This window comes from Mycobacterium sp. 1245852.3 (assembly GCF_001669335.1).
Taxonomy (GTDB): domain Bacteria; phylum Actinomycetota; class Actinomycetes; order Mycobacteriales; family Mycobacteriaceae; genus Mycobacterium; species Mycobacterium europaeum_A.
In genome coordinates, this window is the sequence record NZ_LZLL01000616.1 from 1 (window position 1) to 15,079 (window position 15,079).

15 protein-coding genes and 2 pseudogenes are annotated in these 15,079 nt (G+C 70.0%); 5 read left to right on the plus strand and 12 right to left on the minus strand.

Annotation, left to right across the window (positions count from 1 at the left end):
• The 3 genes and pseudogenes from A9W96_RS31920 to A9W96_RS28675 all read left to right on the plus strand — a co-directional run.
• Window positions 1–88: pseudogene (locus tag A9W96_RS31920) on the plus strand (TetR family transcriptional regulator); the annotation flags it as partial.
• Window positions 89–224: 136 nt separating this feature from the next.
• Window positions 225–1,814: an MFS transporter gene (locus A9W96_RS28670; protein WP_067144565.1), complete on the plus strand. Its 1,590-nt coding sequence runs from the start codon at window positions 225–227 to the stop codon at window positions 1,812–1,814.
• Between the two features lie 158 nt (window positions 1,815–1,972).
• Window positions 1,973–2,242 carry a hypothetical protein gene (locus A9W96_RS28675; RefSeq protein WP_156765461.1) on the plus strand — a complete coding sequence of 90 codons (270 nt, stop codon included), beginning with the start codon at window positions 1,973–1,975 and terminating at the stop codon, window positions 2,240–2,242.
• Window positions 2,243–2,499: 257 nt separating this feature from the next.
• Here A9W96_RS28675 and mftG read toward each other — a convergent pair whose 3' ends face one another.
• The 7 genes from mftG to mftA form a co-directional block, all read right to left on the minus strand.
• A complete protein-coding gene (gene mftG, locus A9W96_RS28680) occupies window positions 2,500–3,939 on the minus strand; it encodes a mycofactocin system GMC family oxidoreductase MftG (RefSeq protein ID WP_066869346.1) in 1,440 nt (479 codons plus the stop codon).
• 18 nt (window positions 3,940–3,957) lie between these two features.
• The gene (mftF, locus tag A9W96_RS28685; RefSeq protein ID WP_156765462.1) at window positions 3,958–5,370 is read right to left on the minus strand and encodes a mycofactocin biosynthesis glycosyltransferase MftF; all 1,413 of its coding nucleotides are present in this window, start codon (window positions 5,368–5,370) and stop codon (window positions 3,958–3,960) included.
• Window positions 5,367–6,098 carry a mycofactocin biosynthesis peptidyl-dipeptidase MftE gene (gene mftE, locus A9W96_RS28690; RefSeq protein ID WP_066869340.1) on the minus strand — a complete coding sequence of 244 codons (732 nt, stop codon included), beginning with the start codon at window positions 6,096–6,098 and terminating at the stop codon, window positions 5,367–5,369. Before mftE ends, mftF begins: the two co-directional genes overlap by 4 nt.
• A gap of 164 nt (window positions 6,099–6,262) precedes the next feature.
• The gene (gene mftD / locus A9W96_RS28695) at window positions 6,263–7,453 is read right to left on the minus strand and encodes a pre-mycofactocin synthase MftD (RefSeq protein ID WP_067024836.1); all 1,191 of its coding nucleotides are present in this window, start codon (window positions 7,451–7,453) and stop codon (window positions 6,263–6,265) included.
• A 2-nt stretch (window positions 7,454–7,455) separates the two neighbouring features.
• Window positions 7,456–8,661 carry a mycofactocin radical SAM maturase gene (mftC, locus tag A9W96_RS28700; RefSeq protein WP_067144568.1) on the minus strand — a complete coding sequence of 402 codons (1,206 nt, stop codon included), beginning with the start codon at window positions 8,659–8,661 and terminating at the stop codon, window positions 7,456–7,458.
• Window positions 8,658–8,984 carry a mycofactocin biosynthesis chaperone MftB gene (mftB, locus tag A9W96_RS28705; RefSeq protein WP_197499694.1) on the minus strand — a complete coding sequence of 109 codons (327 nt, stop codon included), beginning with the start codon at window positions 8,982–8,984 and terminating at the stop codon, window positions 8,658–8,660. Before mftB ends, mftC begins: the two co-directional genes overlap by 4 nt.
• Complete coding sequence (mftA, locus tag A9W96_RS28710; RefSeq protein WP_007773607.1) at window positions 8,969–9,058, minus strand: mycofactocin precursor MftA; 90 nt, start codon at window positions 9,056–9,058, stop codon at window positions 8,969–8,971. The genes mftB and mftA overlap by 16 nt, the downstream gene beginning before the upstream one ends.
• Window positions 9,059–9,157: 99 nt before the next feature.
• On the opposite strand from mftA, the gene mftR reads away from it, so the two are divergent.
• Together mftR and A9W96_RS28720 are read left to right on the plus strand one after the other, a co-directional pair.
• Complete coding sequence (gene mftR / locus A9W96_RS28715) at window positions 9,158–9,754, plus strand: mycofactocin system transcriptional regulator (RefSeq protein ID WP_165827910.1); 597 nt, start codon at window positions 9,158–9,160, stop codon at window positions 9,752–9,754.
• Window positions 9,751–10,803, plus strand: a complete 1,053-nt coding sequence (locus A9W96_RS28720; protein ID WP_067144569.1) for a DUF2332 domain-containing protein — start codon at window positions 9,751–9,753, stop codon at window positions 10,801–10,803. Before mftR ends, A9W96_RS28720 begins: the two co-directional genes overlap by 4 nt.
• A 60-nt stretch (window positions 10,804–10,863) precedes the next feature.
• Here A9W96_RS28720 and A9W96_RS28725 read toward each other — a convergent pair whose 3' ends face one another.
• From A9W96_RS28725 to A9W96_RS28745, 5 genes and pseudogenes are all read right to left on the minus strand, one after another.
• The gene (locus A9W96_RS28725) at window positions 10,864–12,051 is read right to left on the minus strand and encodes an NAD(P)/FAD-dependent oxidoreductase (RefSeq protein ID WP_066869325.1); all 1,188 of its coding nucleotides are present in this window, start codon (window positions 12,049–12,051) and stop codon (window positions 10,864–10,866) included.
• A gap of 25 nt (window positions 12,052–12,076) precedes the next feature.
• The gene (locus tag A9W96_RS28730) at window positions 12,077–12,904 is read right to left on the minus strand and encodes a mycofactocin-coupled SDR family oxidoreductase (protein ID WP_066869322.1); all 828 of its coding nucleotides are present in this window, start codon (window positions 12,902–12,904) and stop codon (window positions 12,077–12,079) included.
• A 91-nt stretch (window positions 12,905–12,995) separates the two neighbouring features.
• Entirely contained in the window at window positions 12,996–13,835 is an 840-nt protein-coding gene (locus A9W96_RS28735) for an SHOCT domain-containing protein (RefSeq protein WP_067144570.1), read from the minus strand.
• Between the two features lie 91 nt (window positions 13,836–13,926).
• Complete coding sequence (locus A9W96_RS28740) at window positions 13,927–14,697, minus strand: PE family protein (RefSeq protein WP_197499695.1); 771 nt, start codon at window positions 14,695–14,697, stop codon at window positions 13,927–13,929.
• Window positions 14,698–14,860: 163 nt separating this feature from the next.
• A pseudogene (locus A9W96_RS28745) lies at window positions 14,861–15,079 on the minus strand (elongation factor Tu); the annotation flags it as partial.

Genomic DNA, 15,079 nt, shown 5'->3' on the forward strand with positions numbered 1-15,079 from the left:
CACCCGCACCGCCAACGTCGCCCGGGCAACCCTGTATCGCCACTTCCCGAGCGGAAACGACTTACTGGCAGCGGCTTCCAGCAGCCTGGCCCGCGACCGTGCCGGGCGCGGGTCGGACGTCTCGGTGGTAATTGCGCCCACCTCCCGTTTGAAAACAAGACTATCGGTCTACCTACAAGACTATTGGTCTCGAAACGTCACACGGTCCCAAGGAGGCGCACCGCATGGTCGAAACCCTCGTCCGGAATGACCAGCGTACTGACGGGATCGGCATCGGCGATAGCTTCCGGGCCCGAAACTGGACGCTGGCCGTCGCCTGCATGGGGGTGGCCCTGGTGGTGGCGTCGATGACGGCCCTGAACACCGCGCTCGGCGACCTGGCGGTCGCCACGTCGGCCACCGCCTCACAGTTGAACTGGGTCGTCGACGGCTACACCGTGGCGTTGGCCTGCCTGCTGCTGCCGGCCGGCGCGATCGGTGACCGCTACGGACGGCGCGGCGCGCTGCTGACCGGACTGCTGGTGTTCTCGATCGGCTCGGTGGCGCCGGCGCTGCTGCACAACCCGTCCCAGATCATCGCGGGGCGGGCGGTGGCCGGGATCGGTGCCGCGTTCGTCATGCCCGCGACGCTGTCGCTGCTCACGGTGGCCTATCCAAAAGGCGAGCGCACCAAGGCCGTTGGGATCTGGGCGGGGACGGCCGGTTCCGGCGGCGTGTTGGGCATGCTCGGTTCCGGCCTGCTGCTTCGGTTTTGGGACTGGCACGCCATCTTCTGGTCGCTGGGCATCGCCGGCCTGCTGATTTTCGCGCTGGCCTGCACCGTGGCGTCGTCACGCGACGCGGGCGCTCCTCGGGTCGATGCGCCGGGCGCGGTCCTGATCGGCGCGGCGGTCGCCGTAGCCGTGGCCGCCATCCTGGAAGCGCCGGGGCGCGGGTGGAGCGACCCACTGGTGTGGGGCGGGCTGGCGGTCGGTGCGGTCATGGCCGCGACGTTCGCCGCACTCGAGTTGCGCCTGGCGGCGCGGGGCCGGCAACCGCTGCTGGATGTCCGGTTGTTCGCCGACCCGAATTTCGCCACCGGGGTGACCGCGATCGTCATCCTGTTCGGCGCCACCTTCGGGTTCTTCTATATCGGCATGCAATACGTGCAGCAGATCATGGGCTACTCCCCGTTGGCGACGGCGGCGGCCTTCGGGCCGTTCATGGTGCCGCTGGGCATCTTCTCGGCCCTGTCGTTCTGGTATGTGCCCAAGCTGGGCCTGCGGCTGGTGTTGTTCGCCGGCACCCTGCTGATGGCGGTGGGATTCGGATGCATGTACTGGCTGGACCTGCACTCCACCTACCTCGAGTTCGCCTGGCCCACACTCATTCTCGCCACCGGCATCGGAATCTGCACGGCGCCGACGACCTCGGCGATCATGGGTGCGGTTCCCGACGAGAAGCAGGGCGTCGCCTCCGCGGTGAACGACACCTCACGCGAGATGGGCGGCGCGCTGGGCATCGCGGTGGCCGGTTCCATCCTGGCCGGTCGCTACTCGCACGAGCTCGTGCCCAGGCTGTCGGGCTTTCCCGCACCGGTGCGGGGTCAGGCCACCGACTCGCTGGCCAAGGCGGTCGAGATCGCCGGCCGGCTCGGACCGCAGGGGCGCCAGCTGGCCGACATCAGCAAGTCCGCGTTCCTCGCGGCCCTGCACGCCTCCACCATCACGATGGCCGCGATCGTCGCCCTCGCCGCCGTGGCGATCGGGGTGTGGGCCCCCGGCCGCGACGGCCGCCAGCTGCGCCCGGTGCGGCGGCTGCTGTCGCGTCACTGAGCGCGCCGGCGGCCACCGTCAATACCGTTGTCCGACAGCCGATTCAATGCACAAAGACACCGCGGCGAATGCTTGCAAGCGCCCGCCGTTTCTGGTATCAGAGATGTATATCGACAGTTACAAGTCATCTCTGTACTCCCGAGGTGGATGTGGTGTTGATGGGCGTTACGAGCGTGGTCGAGCCGGCATGCGCGGCGATCCGTGAGGCGGCGGCGATCGTGGAGGCCGAGTGGATGCGCCTGCGGCGACCGAGCCTGCCGGTTCGATACCCCAGCTGCGAGTTGCCCGCGGCGCGGCGTGGCCGGCGCGGCGCGACCACCCTGGTCTCCCTCGCGCCGACGCGGGTCAGGCGCTCGACGCGCCCGCGTGCCACCGACGGCCGATGGCCCGTCTCCCTGGTGTGGGCGCGGCAGCGTTCTCCTCCGTAGTGCCAACGTCATTCGCAGTCGAGGCGAGAGGAGGTGACTGACAACAGATCAAGCACGGGCTATCGAAGCATGAGATGGCGGTCGTGCCGTCCACGAATATTGCGACGCATTGTTCGCGCGACGCACACCTGCGCGCGCACAGCCACTTGTCGTGGCCATCTACGTGGACCGCATGATGTTCGCCGCCTCGTCGGGCGGGCCGCCGCGGCGGCCGAGTATCTCGGCTACCGCGTCGCGGCCCGCCCATTTGTCCGCGTTCACCGTACGAACTGCGCGGCCCGGTGCCCGATCATCACGATCGTGGCGTGCGGCCCGCGGCTGGTGATCGCCGGTAGGACCGAGCCGTCGATCACCCACAGGTTGTCGATGCCGAGGACCCGGCACCGCGGGTCTACGACCGCGCGCGGGTCGCCGTCGGCACCCATCGGCGCGGTCCCGCAGAGATGTTGCGAGGTCGACCAGACGGCCGCCGCCGCATCGACTGTGCCACCGGCCAATTCGCGGGCCAGTTCGCTGCCCCGGCGCAGCGCCGCGACGTCGTCGGGCTCACTGTCGTAGCGGTGTTCGATTCGCGGCGACACATCCGGATCGGCCGAGACCAGCGTCATGCGCCCACGCGCGCGTGGTTGCATCAGCGCCACCCCGATGTGTGGCCAGTCGGCGTGCCCGGCGGTGCCGTCACCGGTCATCGCCACGAATCCACCCGTGTACGGCCGGATCTCGAGATCGTCGGCGGTGCACAGCACCACCTCGAGCACCGGCCGTCCGGGCGCCACCGTCCAATCCGTGGGCAGCACCCATTCGGCGTGATCGCTGAACGACGTCCCCACCGGCAGCGGCGCCAGCACCGGCACCCCGGCGGCGGTCAGCATGGCCTCGTCGCCGATGCCCGAGAGCATCAGCAGGTGGGCCGTTTCGATCGCGCCGGCGCACAACACCACCCGGTCGGCGGTATAGGTCACCCGTCCCTGCGGGCCGATCGCATCCACGCCCACCGCGGCGGTGCCGGCAAAACGCAGGCGGGCCGCCCGGGTCTGCGCTTGCACGGTCAGGTTCGGCCGGCGCAACGCCGGGATCAGATATCCCGCGCCGGACCCCCGCCGCACGCCGTCAACGATGTTGAGCGGCACGGCGCCGATCCCCGAGACCGGTTCTGCTGCAGCGTCATTGAGATCGTCGACCCAGCCGAACCCGGCGCGCTGGGCGGCACCGATGAAACGCTCGGTGGTCCCGGTCATGTCGTGGGTGCGGCGCACCCGGATCGGGCCGCTGCGCCCGTGGGCGGGTCCGTCGAAGTCCAGGTCGGTCTCGATGGCGCGGAAGCTGTCCAGCACGTCGGGCCATCCCCAGCCCGGGATGGCCATGCGATCGAAGTCGCGCGGTAGCCCCCGGCAGAAGTAGCCGCCGTTGATCGCGCCCGATCCGCCCACGGTCGCACCGCGCACGATGGGATGCTGGCGGGCGGGTTCGTCGGTGAGCCGGGTCTGGTAGCGCCGGACCAGCGGACTGCCGACACCTATCGGCAACTGCAACCCGTTCGCGGTCTGGGCGAGAAGTCCCGGATCGTCGAGCGCGGGGCCCGCCTCGAGGACATGCACCGAACATTGCGGATCGGCGGAAAGGCGTTCCGCAACAACCGATCCTGCGCTGCCGGCGCCGACGATCAGCACATCGCTGTGCGAGGCGGCCTTACTCAAGGGCGGGTCAAGGTGTGATTAATTCCGGATCTGGGGCTTCAGGGCGCGCACGTTGCGCTCCCGCAGCACGCCCCACCACAACCCGAGCCCGTATGCCAGGTCGTCGACGCGCTTGAGCAACAGGTAGGTGGGCAGCCCGATCGGTTGGACCTCGTCACCGATGGCGTCGCGGCGGCGAAGCCAGTCGACCACCCCGTCCATGACCGCGGCGACCAGCACCACCCGCCTGAAGTGACGCGACATGGTGGCGGCCACCAACGCCAGCGGCCAGTAGTGCCGGCACAGCGCCGACGCCAGCTGCAGCGCCGCCGACCAGAGCCCGCGGCCCGCGATCATCGCGACGTCGGTCATCGACGTCTCGGCGGTGCGCATCGCGCGCGCGATCCGGCGACCGGTCAGGACGGCGAGCAGGATGGACGCCAGCCGGGACAGGGTGGACCCGAATGCCATCAGGATCCACGTCATCAGCGCCCACCCGGAAATCACCACCGGCGCCGTCTTGTCCGGGTGGCGGACCGACAACGGGGCCGCCGAGCCGCCGTAAAAGGCCTTGCGCGCCAGCCAATCCCGCAATTCGGTGCGGTGGTCGTGGGCGACCAGGGCGATCGGTTCGTAGCGCAGCCGGGCACCCGCCTCGATGAGCCGCCAGCACAGATCGACGTCCTCACCGGACTGCAGGGTCTCGTCGAACCCGCCGACCTCCCGGATCGCCGAGCACCGGCAGATGATCGCCGCGCTGGGCACGTAGGACACCGTGCTGTGCGGCAGCACCGGCGCCTCGCGCTCACCGAGGTCGAGCGACGAGTGCACCGCCTCGTAGCGCGCCACCACGTTCTCGCTGTGCGACAGGCCGACGATGCGGGGCGCGACCAGGCCGACCGTGGGATCGCAGAAGTGACCGAGCAGGGCCTCCAGCCAGCCCCGGCGGGGGGCGACGTCGGAGTCCAAGAAGGCGACGAAGTCCGTCCGGCACGCCCGCAGGCCGGTGTTGCGGGCCGCCGCCGGACCCTTGCTGCGGTCGTGTCGCAACACCTCGATGTCGCAGTGCGCGCCGACGAAGTCGTCCGGGACGATCGGGGGAAACGAGCCGTCGTCCACCACGACGACGCGCAGGCCGCGCAGTGAACTGACCAGGCGCCGCACCCCAGATAGGTTGTCCCGCACCGGAATTACCACCGTGACGTCATGGTGCGACGGGCCGCCCGCGGGCCGCGGATGCGCCACCGTGGCGTCCAGCAGGGTGCGGGCCAGCTGGGCGGACAGCTCGTCGCGCACCTTCAGCCGGCCATCGGAGAGCATGTCCTGGGCGGCGGGCGCGAGCTTGAGCAGGCGGGTGGGCGACCCGCCGAGCAGCGCCGAGCCGTCGCCGAGCACCCGCACCCGGCGATCGACCTGGACGGCGAACCCGTTGGGCAGTCGGGGGGCGGTCACCCGAGCATCCCGTCGGGCCCCGGCCGCCATCGGGCGACTCGGCGGACACAGCCGTCGACCATCTCGGCGAGGATCCGCTCACCCTCGGCGGCGGTGGCGGTGGTCGGGTCGCCCAGCACGCCGACCGGGCTGACCGCCGCCACTCCCCCGCGGCGCATCGACCCGAGCAACTCGGGCAGGGGCGCGGTGTTGCCGGCCACTCGCCGATCGGCCCGGACATCGGCCGGCGAGATGTGCAGCAGCACCGATGTTTCGGTATGGCCGGCGTGGGCGTCGCCGCCGATGGTCAGGCAGGGGCACCAGCCGGCGTCGCGGCCCTCGGTGCGCAACAGGGCCACCGCGCTGCGCAGCGCGGTGACATTGCCGCCGTGCCCGTTGACGAACACGATCCGCCGGGCCCATCCGGCCGCTGACCTGCCGTACTCGACCAGCAGGGTGGTCAAGGCCTCGGTGCCCAGCGAGATCGTTCCGGCGAAGCTCTGGTGCTCGCCGCTGGCTCCGTAGGCCAGGGCCGGCGCCACCAGCCACTCGTGGCCGAGACGGCCTCGAGTGCCGCGGGCGACCGCCGTTGCGATCCGGGTGTCGGTGTCCAGCGGCAGGTGGGGACCGTGTTGTTCGGTCGACCCCAGCGGAACCAGTACCGAGGCCGCCTTGTCTGATAGCTGGCTCGACGTCGCGGTTCCCAAGTCGCCGAGTACGGGCACTCGGTGATGGTAGGACGAATTCACCTGGCGTGCACCGATTGTTGAAGCCTCAAAATGACTTTTTTTCTTCGGTCGTTCATCGGGCGTTCGAATCGTGGGCTCGTCCGTCACGGTTACCCCGCCCGTATCACGATTTGCGCAAGCGTCACTTAATCCGGGTATGTCCGACTTGGATAACCGGGCTTCCGCTAAGCCCCGCCGCCCGAGGGCACGCCCAGCGCCCGGGTGAACCCGGGTGGGACCAGGATGTGGTCCGGCCCGAGGTCGTGCACCGAGGACAGGCCCAGACCCATCAGCGCCGAGTCAATGCCACCGCGCAGGATGTCGAGCACGTTCTCCACCCCCGGTTGCCCGGCCGCGGCCAGCCCCCACAGGTAGGCCCGGCCGATCATCACCGCGCGCGCCCCCAGCGCCACCGCCTTGACGACGTCGCTGCCGCGCCGGATGCCGCCGTCGAGAACCACCTCGATCTGGTCGCCGACGGCCGCGGCCACCGCGGGCAGGGCGCGAATCGAGGCCGGGGTGCCGTCCAGGTTGTTGCCGCCGTGGTTCGACACCGAAATGGCCGAAACCCCCGCGTCCACGGCCCTTTTGGCGTCGTCGACGCGCATCACGCCCTTGAGCATGAAGGGCCCGCCCCACAGCTCGCGGAGCCAGGCGATGTCCTCCCAGGTCGGCGGCGGCGTACCCATCCATTCCCCGTAGGCCTGGAAGAACGGGGGGCCGGGCTCGCCGCGGCGGCCCTGGTTGGGCACCCGCAGCTCCGGGGGCCGCATGGTCTTCGCCCACTGCAGCAACCACCGCGGCTTGGTGACGACCTCCGGGCTCATCTTGACGATGGTCTTGAAGTCCATCTTCTCCGGGATGGACGGGCTGCCCCAGTCCCGGCCGTGCGAGAAGCTCCAGTCGGTGGTGACGATCAGGCCGACGGCGCCGGCCGCCCGGGCGCGCTCGACCCGCGCGGCGATCGCGTCGCGATCACCCAGCCAGTACACCTGGAAGAACACCTTCGGGTTCGCCGCGATGACCTCTTCGATCGGCTTGCTGGCGAACGAGGACAGCCCCATGGCGGTGCCGCGGGCGGCGGCGGCCCGCGCCACGGCAACCTCGCCGTCGGGGTGGACCGCCTGCACGCCGGTCGGCGAGATCAGCACCGGCAGCGAAATGTCTTGCCCCATAACGCTGGTCGACAGGTCGCGCTTCTCCTGCGCGCCGATGACGTGCGGCGCGAATCCGAGTTCGCTGAAGGCTGCCACGTTGTCGGAGACCGTGACTCCCTTTTCGCTGGCCGAAATCAGCGACGAGTACGCCGATTTCGGCAACCGGCGCTTGGCGCGCTGCTGCGCGATGGCGACGGTTTCGAACCATGCGTCGGCCATCGTTACACCGGACTTTCGTTACACATGCGGGCGGGCGGCGCCACCGGCGTGATGGCTGGCGGCCGCAGCGACAGGGTCAGCGGCACCGGTTGGCGGATGCGCTTCCCGCGGGAGTGATCGGCCCGGGGGCGCGGCGTCTCACGCTCGTGCGCCAGCGCCGACGCGCTGTGCCCCTGGACGCATTCGGGGTCCGGGCCGTCCAGCGGCAGCCCCGTGAAGAACTTGGCGGCCATGCATCCGCCCCGGCAGCTGTCGTAGTGGCCGCAGCTGCCGCAGGCGCCGGCCGACTGGGGCTCGCGCAGCTCGCGGAACAGCGGGGCGTTCTTCCAGACGTTGTCAAAACCCCCGTCGGACAACACGTTTCCGGCCAGGAAGCGGTCGTGGATGGCGAACGGGCAGGCGTACACATCGCCGACCGGGTCGATCAGGCACACGACGCGCCCGGCCCCGCACATGTTCAGGCCGGCCAGGGCGCCGGATTGGCCGAGTGGGGCCAGGTGGAAGAAGGAGTCGCCGGTGAGCACCCGCTCACCCTTGGCGACCAGCCAGTCATACAGCTGGACCTGCTGGTCGGCGGTGGGGTGCAGCTCTTCCCAGACGTCGGCGCCGCGTCCGGACGGGCGCAGCCGGGTGATCCGCAGTGTGGCGCCGTAACGGCTTGCCAGCGCCGCGAATTCGTCGAGCTGGTCGACGTTGTGCCGGGTGACGACCACGGAGATCTTGGCGTCGGAGAAGCCGGCGTCGGCAAGGTTCTGCAGCGCCCGCACCGCCATGTCGAACGACCCGGGTCCGCGCACGGCGTCGTTGACCTCGGCGGTGGCGCCGTCCAGCGAGATCTGGACGTCTACGTAGTCGCTGGCCGCCAGCCGCGCGGCGACCTCGGGGGTTATCCGCACGCCGTTGGTGGAGAACTTGACCCCCACGTGGTGCTCGGTCGCATAGTCGACCAGCTCCCAAAAGTCCGGGCGCACAGTCGGTTCCCCGCCGCCGATGTTGACGTAGAACACCTGCATGCGTTCCAGCTCATCGATGATGTCCATGCACTGACGGGTGGACAGCTCCCGCGGGTCCCGTTTGCCCGACGAGGACAGGCAGTGCACGCAGGCCAGGTTGCAGGCGTACGTCAGCTCCCAGGTGAGGCAGATGGGTGCGTCGAGCCCGTGCTCGAACTGCTCGATGAGGCGGGGCACAGGGGCCGCTGTTGTCATTGGTTGTCCTCCAGGGGCACCAGCATGTTGGAATCGACGAGCACACCGAGCGCATGCAGGTAGGGCGCCTGCGCGGCGTCCTGGACGCCCGCCGCGCGGCAGGCGGACCGGATGTCGGGATGGTCGGCCAGCGACTGCACCACCGTGAGGATGGTGCGGTTCTTCAGAAACGACAGCTTGCGGGTACCGAAGTGGTAGAGCAGCGCGCCGAACGGTTCCGGTCGAACCGCCACCTGGGGGTGCAGTCGCCAGCCGCGATCAGGATCGAACGGGGTCGCCGTCCGGGCCTGCGCGGGCAGGGGCACGGTCAGTAGACCCCGCACATGCCGTCGATCGATACCTCTTCGACCAGGGTCTCGGTGACGAGCTGGGTGTCAGTTTCGGTCTCGTGGTCCACGGGGCCTTGCCTTTCGTGCGGTCTTGACAACGATGGGATCTGAGTCACACTCGCCGTCAGAATATGGCATCGAGTGCCGAAATGGAAGGGCGGGGTCCGATGATGCCGCAGCAGCGGGTGGGCAGGCGCCGCTCGACCACCCCGCACCACATCACCGACGTCGCCATCGACATGTTCAGCGCGCGCGGCTTCGCCGACGTGAGCGTCGACGACGTGGCCCAGGCCGCCGGCATCTCACGCCGGACGCTGTTTCGCTACTACGCGTCCAAGAACGCCATCCCCTGGGGAGACTTCGACAATCACCTTGCCCACCTGCGTGATCTGCTCGACAACGTCGATTCCGGCGTGCGCCTGGGCGATGCGCTGCGCGCTGCCCTGTTGGCATTCAACACTTTTGACGAATCCGAGACCGCCCGGCATCGCCAGCGCATGCGGGTGATCCTGCAAACCGCTGAGCTGCAGGCGTATTCGATGACGATGTACGCGGGCTGGCGCGAGGTGATCGCGGGGTTCGTGGCCCGCCGCCTGGACTGCAAGACCACCGACCTACTGCCCCAGACCGTCGCCTGGACCATGCTCGGCGTCGCACTGTCGGCCTACGAACACTGGCTGAGCGATGAGTCCGTCCCGCTGCCGGTTGCCCTGGGCAACGCCTTCGACGCCGTCGGCGCCGGGCTGGACGGGCTGGACAGGTGACGGCCGAGCACCTGATCCACACCTTGCGCGCACAGGGCAAATTCTGCGCGTCGTCGGGCTCGAAGATGTATGGCGATCTGTTCGAACTCGTGGCCGGCGACGTGGAAGCCGGCGGCGTGTTCGCGACCGTCCTGTCCGGGCGCGAGGATGCCCCGTCGCGCGACGCGGTGCCGCTGCGGTTGCTCGGCGGGTTACACCGGCTGGTGCTCGACGGCCGGGCGGCGCGGTTGCGCCCCTTCTACCCCAGCACCGGCGGCGGGTGGGATGCCGGCCGCGCGTGGCCGGAAATCCTGGACACCGCGGCCGGCCACGTCGAGGTGCTGCGCGCGTCGCTGGGCCAGCCGCCGCAAACCAACGAGGTGGGCAGATCGGCGGCACTGATCGGCGGACTGCTGTGCATCAATGAATTCGGCTTACCGATAAGGCTTTTCGAGATCGGGTCGAGCGCGGGGCTGAATTTGCGTGCCGATCACTACCGCTACCGCTTCGCCGATGGCCAGTGGGGACCGGCCGGCTCACCGGTGACGGTCGACGATGCGTGGCGCGGCGCGCTGCCGCCCCGCCGCGACCTCTCGATCGTGGCGCGCCACGGGTATGACATCGCGCCCATCGACGTCGGGACCACCGACGGGGAGATGACGGTGCTGAGCTACGTGTGGCCCGACCAGGACGCCCGGCTGGCCCGGCTGCGCGGCGCCATCGAGGTGGCCCGCCGGGTCCCGGCGGAGCTCGAGCGAAGAACGGCGGCCGACGCCGTCGCCGGCCTGACGCCGGCCGACGGCGCGCTGACCGTCTTGTGGCATTCCATCACCTGGCAATACCTGTCCGCCGAGGAACGCACAGCGGTGCGCGCCCACGTCGACGCGCTGGCCGCGCAGGCCGACGCGCGCGCACCGTTCGCCCACCTCACGATGGAGCCCACCCGCGCCGGCCCGGGCGCACCGATCCAATTCGTGGTGCGCGCCCGCGTCTGGCCCGGCGGCGAACCGCGGCTGCTGGGCGAATGCCATCCGCACGGACCGCCGGTGGACTGGCTCAGGTCCCCATGAACGTCCCCATGAACGTCGTCTGGTCGTGCAGCACGCGGCCGCCGTCGTGCTAGCGGCGGCTCAGCCCAGTATTTCGGCGATCGGCACGGCCGCCGCGATCTTGGCGCGGACCTTCATGACCTTGCCGGGCATCCCGCCGCCGACCACCCCGACCAGGGCCCCGTCGCGTTCGTAGTAGGCGAGGAACTTGCGGCCGTCGTCCTCGACGATGTGGACGATGTCACCGGCCTCCGGCTCGCCCAGGCACTGGATCTTGACGTCGTACTGGTCGCTCCAGAAGTAGGGGACGACCACCACCGGCGGCACATCCTGGCCCAGCATCGCGGGCACGACGGCCCGGGCCTGATCGGCGACGTTGCTCCAATGCTCAACGCGCCCTTGGTGTCCCGTCGCGTCGCGCCACGATGCGACGTCACCGAGCGCCCACACATTCGGTGCGCTGGTGCGTCCGGCCTCGTCGCAGACGACGCCGTTGTCGACTTCGACTCCGCTGCCCTCGAGCCAATCGGTCGCCGGGCGTGACCCGATGCCGACCACCACGATGTCGGCCGGCAACTCGGTGCCGTCGCTGAGCACCACCGACTCGACGCGGGAGTCACCACGCACCTCGGCGACCCCGACGCCGAGGCGAACGTCGACACCTTCGGCGCGGTGCAGCCGGGCCACCAACTCGCCGATCTGCTCGCCGAGGACCGCGGCCAGCGGGGTCGGCTGCGGTTCCACCAGCACCACGTCCACGCCCAGGCTGCGCAGGCTGGCCGCCACCTCGCAGCCGATGAACCCGGCGCCGATGACGACGGCACGCTGCGCGGCCGACGCGTGCTCGCGCAGCGCCAGGCTTTCGTCGAAGGACCGCAGCACGCGGATGCCCTCGAGATCCGGGATCGCCGGAATGCGCCGGGGCACCAGGCCCGTCGCGATGACGAGTTCGTCGTAGCGAAGCGACGTTCCGTCGGCGAGAGTCACCGTCTGCGCCGCGGTGTCCAGACCCGTCGCGGCCGAGCCCAGTCGCAGGGTGATGTCGTTCTCGTCGTACCACTCACGTGGCTTGAGCTCGGTGGCGTCGACCTCTTTACGCAGCACCTCTTTGGACAACGGCGGGCGGTCGTAGGGCAGGTGCACCTCGTCGCTGACGATCGTGATGGGCCCGGAATACTCCGAGCGCCGCAGCTGCTCGGCGGTGCGGGCGGCGGCCAATCCACCGCCGACGATCACGATTCCGTTGGTGGCGCTGTCGTCACTACTCACGTGGAGTTCTTAGCACGCTGGCCGCTCAGTACTTTAGGGCACCCTTATCCACCGGGATCTGGGTGCCGGTGAGGGTGCCCGAGCCGTCGCCGGCAAGCCAGGCCACCACGTCGGCCACTTCGTCGGCCGTCATGAAGCCGTTGGGCTGCACCGGCATTGGCGGGAAGCTGTGCACGAAGCTGGGATGCCTGGCGAAAATCTCCATCATCGCTTCGGGTTCGATCATCGGGGTGTCCACGGAGTACGGGTGGATGGAGTTGACCCGGATGCCGAATTCACCGAGCTCGATGGCCAGGGTGTTGGTCAGCGCGGTGAGCCCGTGTTTGCTGGCCGAATAGTGGCCGTTGCCCGGGGTGGCCTTGATTCCCGCCGACGAGCTGACCACCACGATGGAGCCGCCGTTGCCCGCCTCGATCATGGCGGGAACGGTGGCGCGCAGCGTGCGCCAGGTGCCGGTCAGGTTGACGCCGATGACCGTGTCCCACTGCTCGTCGGTGAGCTCCCACACGCGGCCCCAGCTCAGCACCCCGGCGTTGGCCACCACGATGTCGAGCCGGCCGAACTGCTCGATGCCGTCGGCCACCAGGTCCCGCAGCGCGGCGTCGTCGCGGACGTCGACCTCGCGGGTGAGGATCTTGCGTCCCTCGTTCTCCACCAGGCGGGCCGTCTCGTCGAGGTCCTCGCGGGTGGCCGGGGTGTACGTCACGCTGGCCGACGCCGGAGCGCAGATGTCCAGCGCGATGATGTCGGCGCCCTCGCGGGCCAGCCGCACCGCGTGCGAGCGCCCCTGCCCGCGGGCGGCCCCGGTGATGAATGCGACCCGCCCCTGCAGTGATCCGCCCTGTCCAGCCACGCGTAATCCCTTCGACCGCCGATAGACCAAGCCAGGCTAGCAGCGCAACTGAAACGTGTTCTAATTCACCCGGCCGAGCCGGGCGGGGCTCCTAGATTTCGGAGATGATCGCGGCGCGCCGGCTGGTGTATTCGGCGTCGGTCAACGCCCCACTGGCGTGCAGCTCCTTGAGCTCTTGTAGCCGCGCAGCGATCGTCGGCTCGGGAGGGGTGACGACGGCTGCCGCCGCGGGCGCCGCCGCAGCCGGCGCCGGTTGGGCGGCCGGCGCCTGTTGGTGCACCGCGCGGCGCACCACCGCCTGGATCTGGGCGCGCAATGCCGGGTTAGACCGGATGTCGACCATCTGGTTCAGTGCGACGTTGTTGGCCTTGAGGATCTGCAGGATCTCCATCAGCGGACCGGCCTGCCCGCTGAGGTCGTAGGTCGTGTTGTCTTCGGCGACCGTGAACTGCGCGGGCACCAACCCGTTGACCAAAGCGCTTCGCTCCCAGTCGATCCGGTATTCGCTGGTGGTGGGGTTCACCAGGACCACCACCTTGCGGGCGTTGAGGTTGCCGAGCCGGGTCACGCTGGCGATCACCCGGTCCTCGCTGTCGAACGGCACCAGCCCGGGTCCGGCGATGCGCAGGTGCACCTTGACGACCTGCTGGTTGTTGACCCACGTGCCCGTCTCGGTGATCCCGGTGATCTGGGCGAGCGCCAGCACCCCGTTCTGCTCGAGCGCGGCCACCTTGGCCGACGACTTGGCCCCGTAATTCGCCAACGCGAGCGCGACCAACACGTCGGCCACGGTGATGAGCAGGCCGACGTAGAACATCCACTGCAGCAGGTTGTCGAGCCCGAGGGTGAAGTACACGACCAAGAAGATCGGCCCGACCAGTCCACCGCACAGCAAAACTATCAACTGTGCCTTCAGGTAGCGCGCTAACACAGGCCCCTCCTCGGCTTACTGGGGAATCCGTGTCAGATTAGCGCTGCCGGTGCCACGGTGACGGCGATACGCGCAAACCGCTTCCGGCCGCCTACACCGGTTCGGGCGGCACGATCGGCACCCGCCGCACCGGCGGCGTCGCCTGCTGCGCGGGGTGCGCCGGCTGCGCGGGCGCCGGGGCGTGCGGCGCGGTCCGCGCCGAGACCGGCATGGTGGAGGCCGGAGTGGCCTGCGGCGGCGCCGCGGTCTGCATGGACGCGCCGGGGTTGGCGACCGGGGTGGCCGCCGATGCCGCCGGCTGGACGGTGGCCGGCGACGTCGCCGGAGCGTAGGCCGGGGTCGCCACCCGCGCCGCGCCGGCGGGCGTGGTGGCCGAGGCCAGCGTGGCCGATCCCGCCGGGGCCGCCGCGACCGGCGGGCCGGCCGGTGCCGGGGTGGCCGCCGCCGCGGCCGCCACCACCGCCGCGGCCAGGGGTCCCGCGGGCGCGGTCGGCGCGGACGTGCCCACGGCGCCGGCGCTCACCGCGGGGACCTGCGCGGCCATCGACGCCGGGCCCGCCGCGGTCTGCAGGGGCGTCGTGTTGGCGGCCTCGGCGAACGCGTACTGCGCCGCACCGCCGTTCATCAGCTGCACGAACTGGCTGTGGAACGCGGCGGCCTGGGCGCTCAGCGCCTGATAGACCTGGGAGTGCGCATCGAACAGTGCGGCGATGCTGGCCGACACCTCGTCGGCGCCGGGGGCCAGCACGCTCGAGGTGGGCCCCAGCGCGGCGGTGTTGGCGGAGGTGATCGTCGACCCGATCCGGGCCAGATCCCCCGCGGCCGCCGCCACGAATTCGGGAGTCGCTTGAACGTATGACATCGGCACCTCACCCGCCCGACAGTCAGGAGAATTATGAGCAAATCCTAAACCAGCCGGCCGCCTCGCCGCATGATTTCTCCCGCGCTGGCCGGGCCCGACATCGCCGGAGATGCACAAAGCCCGGATCGCCGAGTCGGCGATCCGGGCTTTGCGGTGGTTCGAACTACTTGATGATCTTGACGACCCGGCCGGCGCCGACGGTGCGGCCACCCTCACGGATCGCGAACCGCAGACCGTCGTCCATGGCGACGGGCTGGATCAGCTTCACCGAGATGTTGGTGTTGTCACCGGGCATCACCATTTCGGTGCCCTCCGGCAGCGTCACCACACCGGTCACGTCGGTGGTGCGGAAGTAGAACTGCGGACGGTAGTTGTTGAAGAA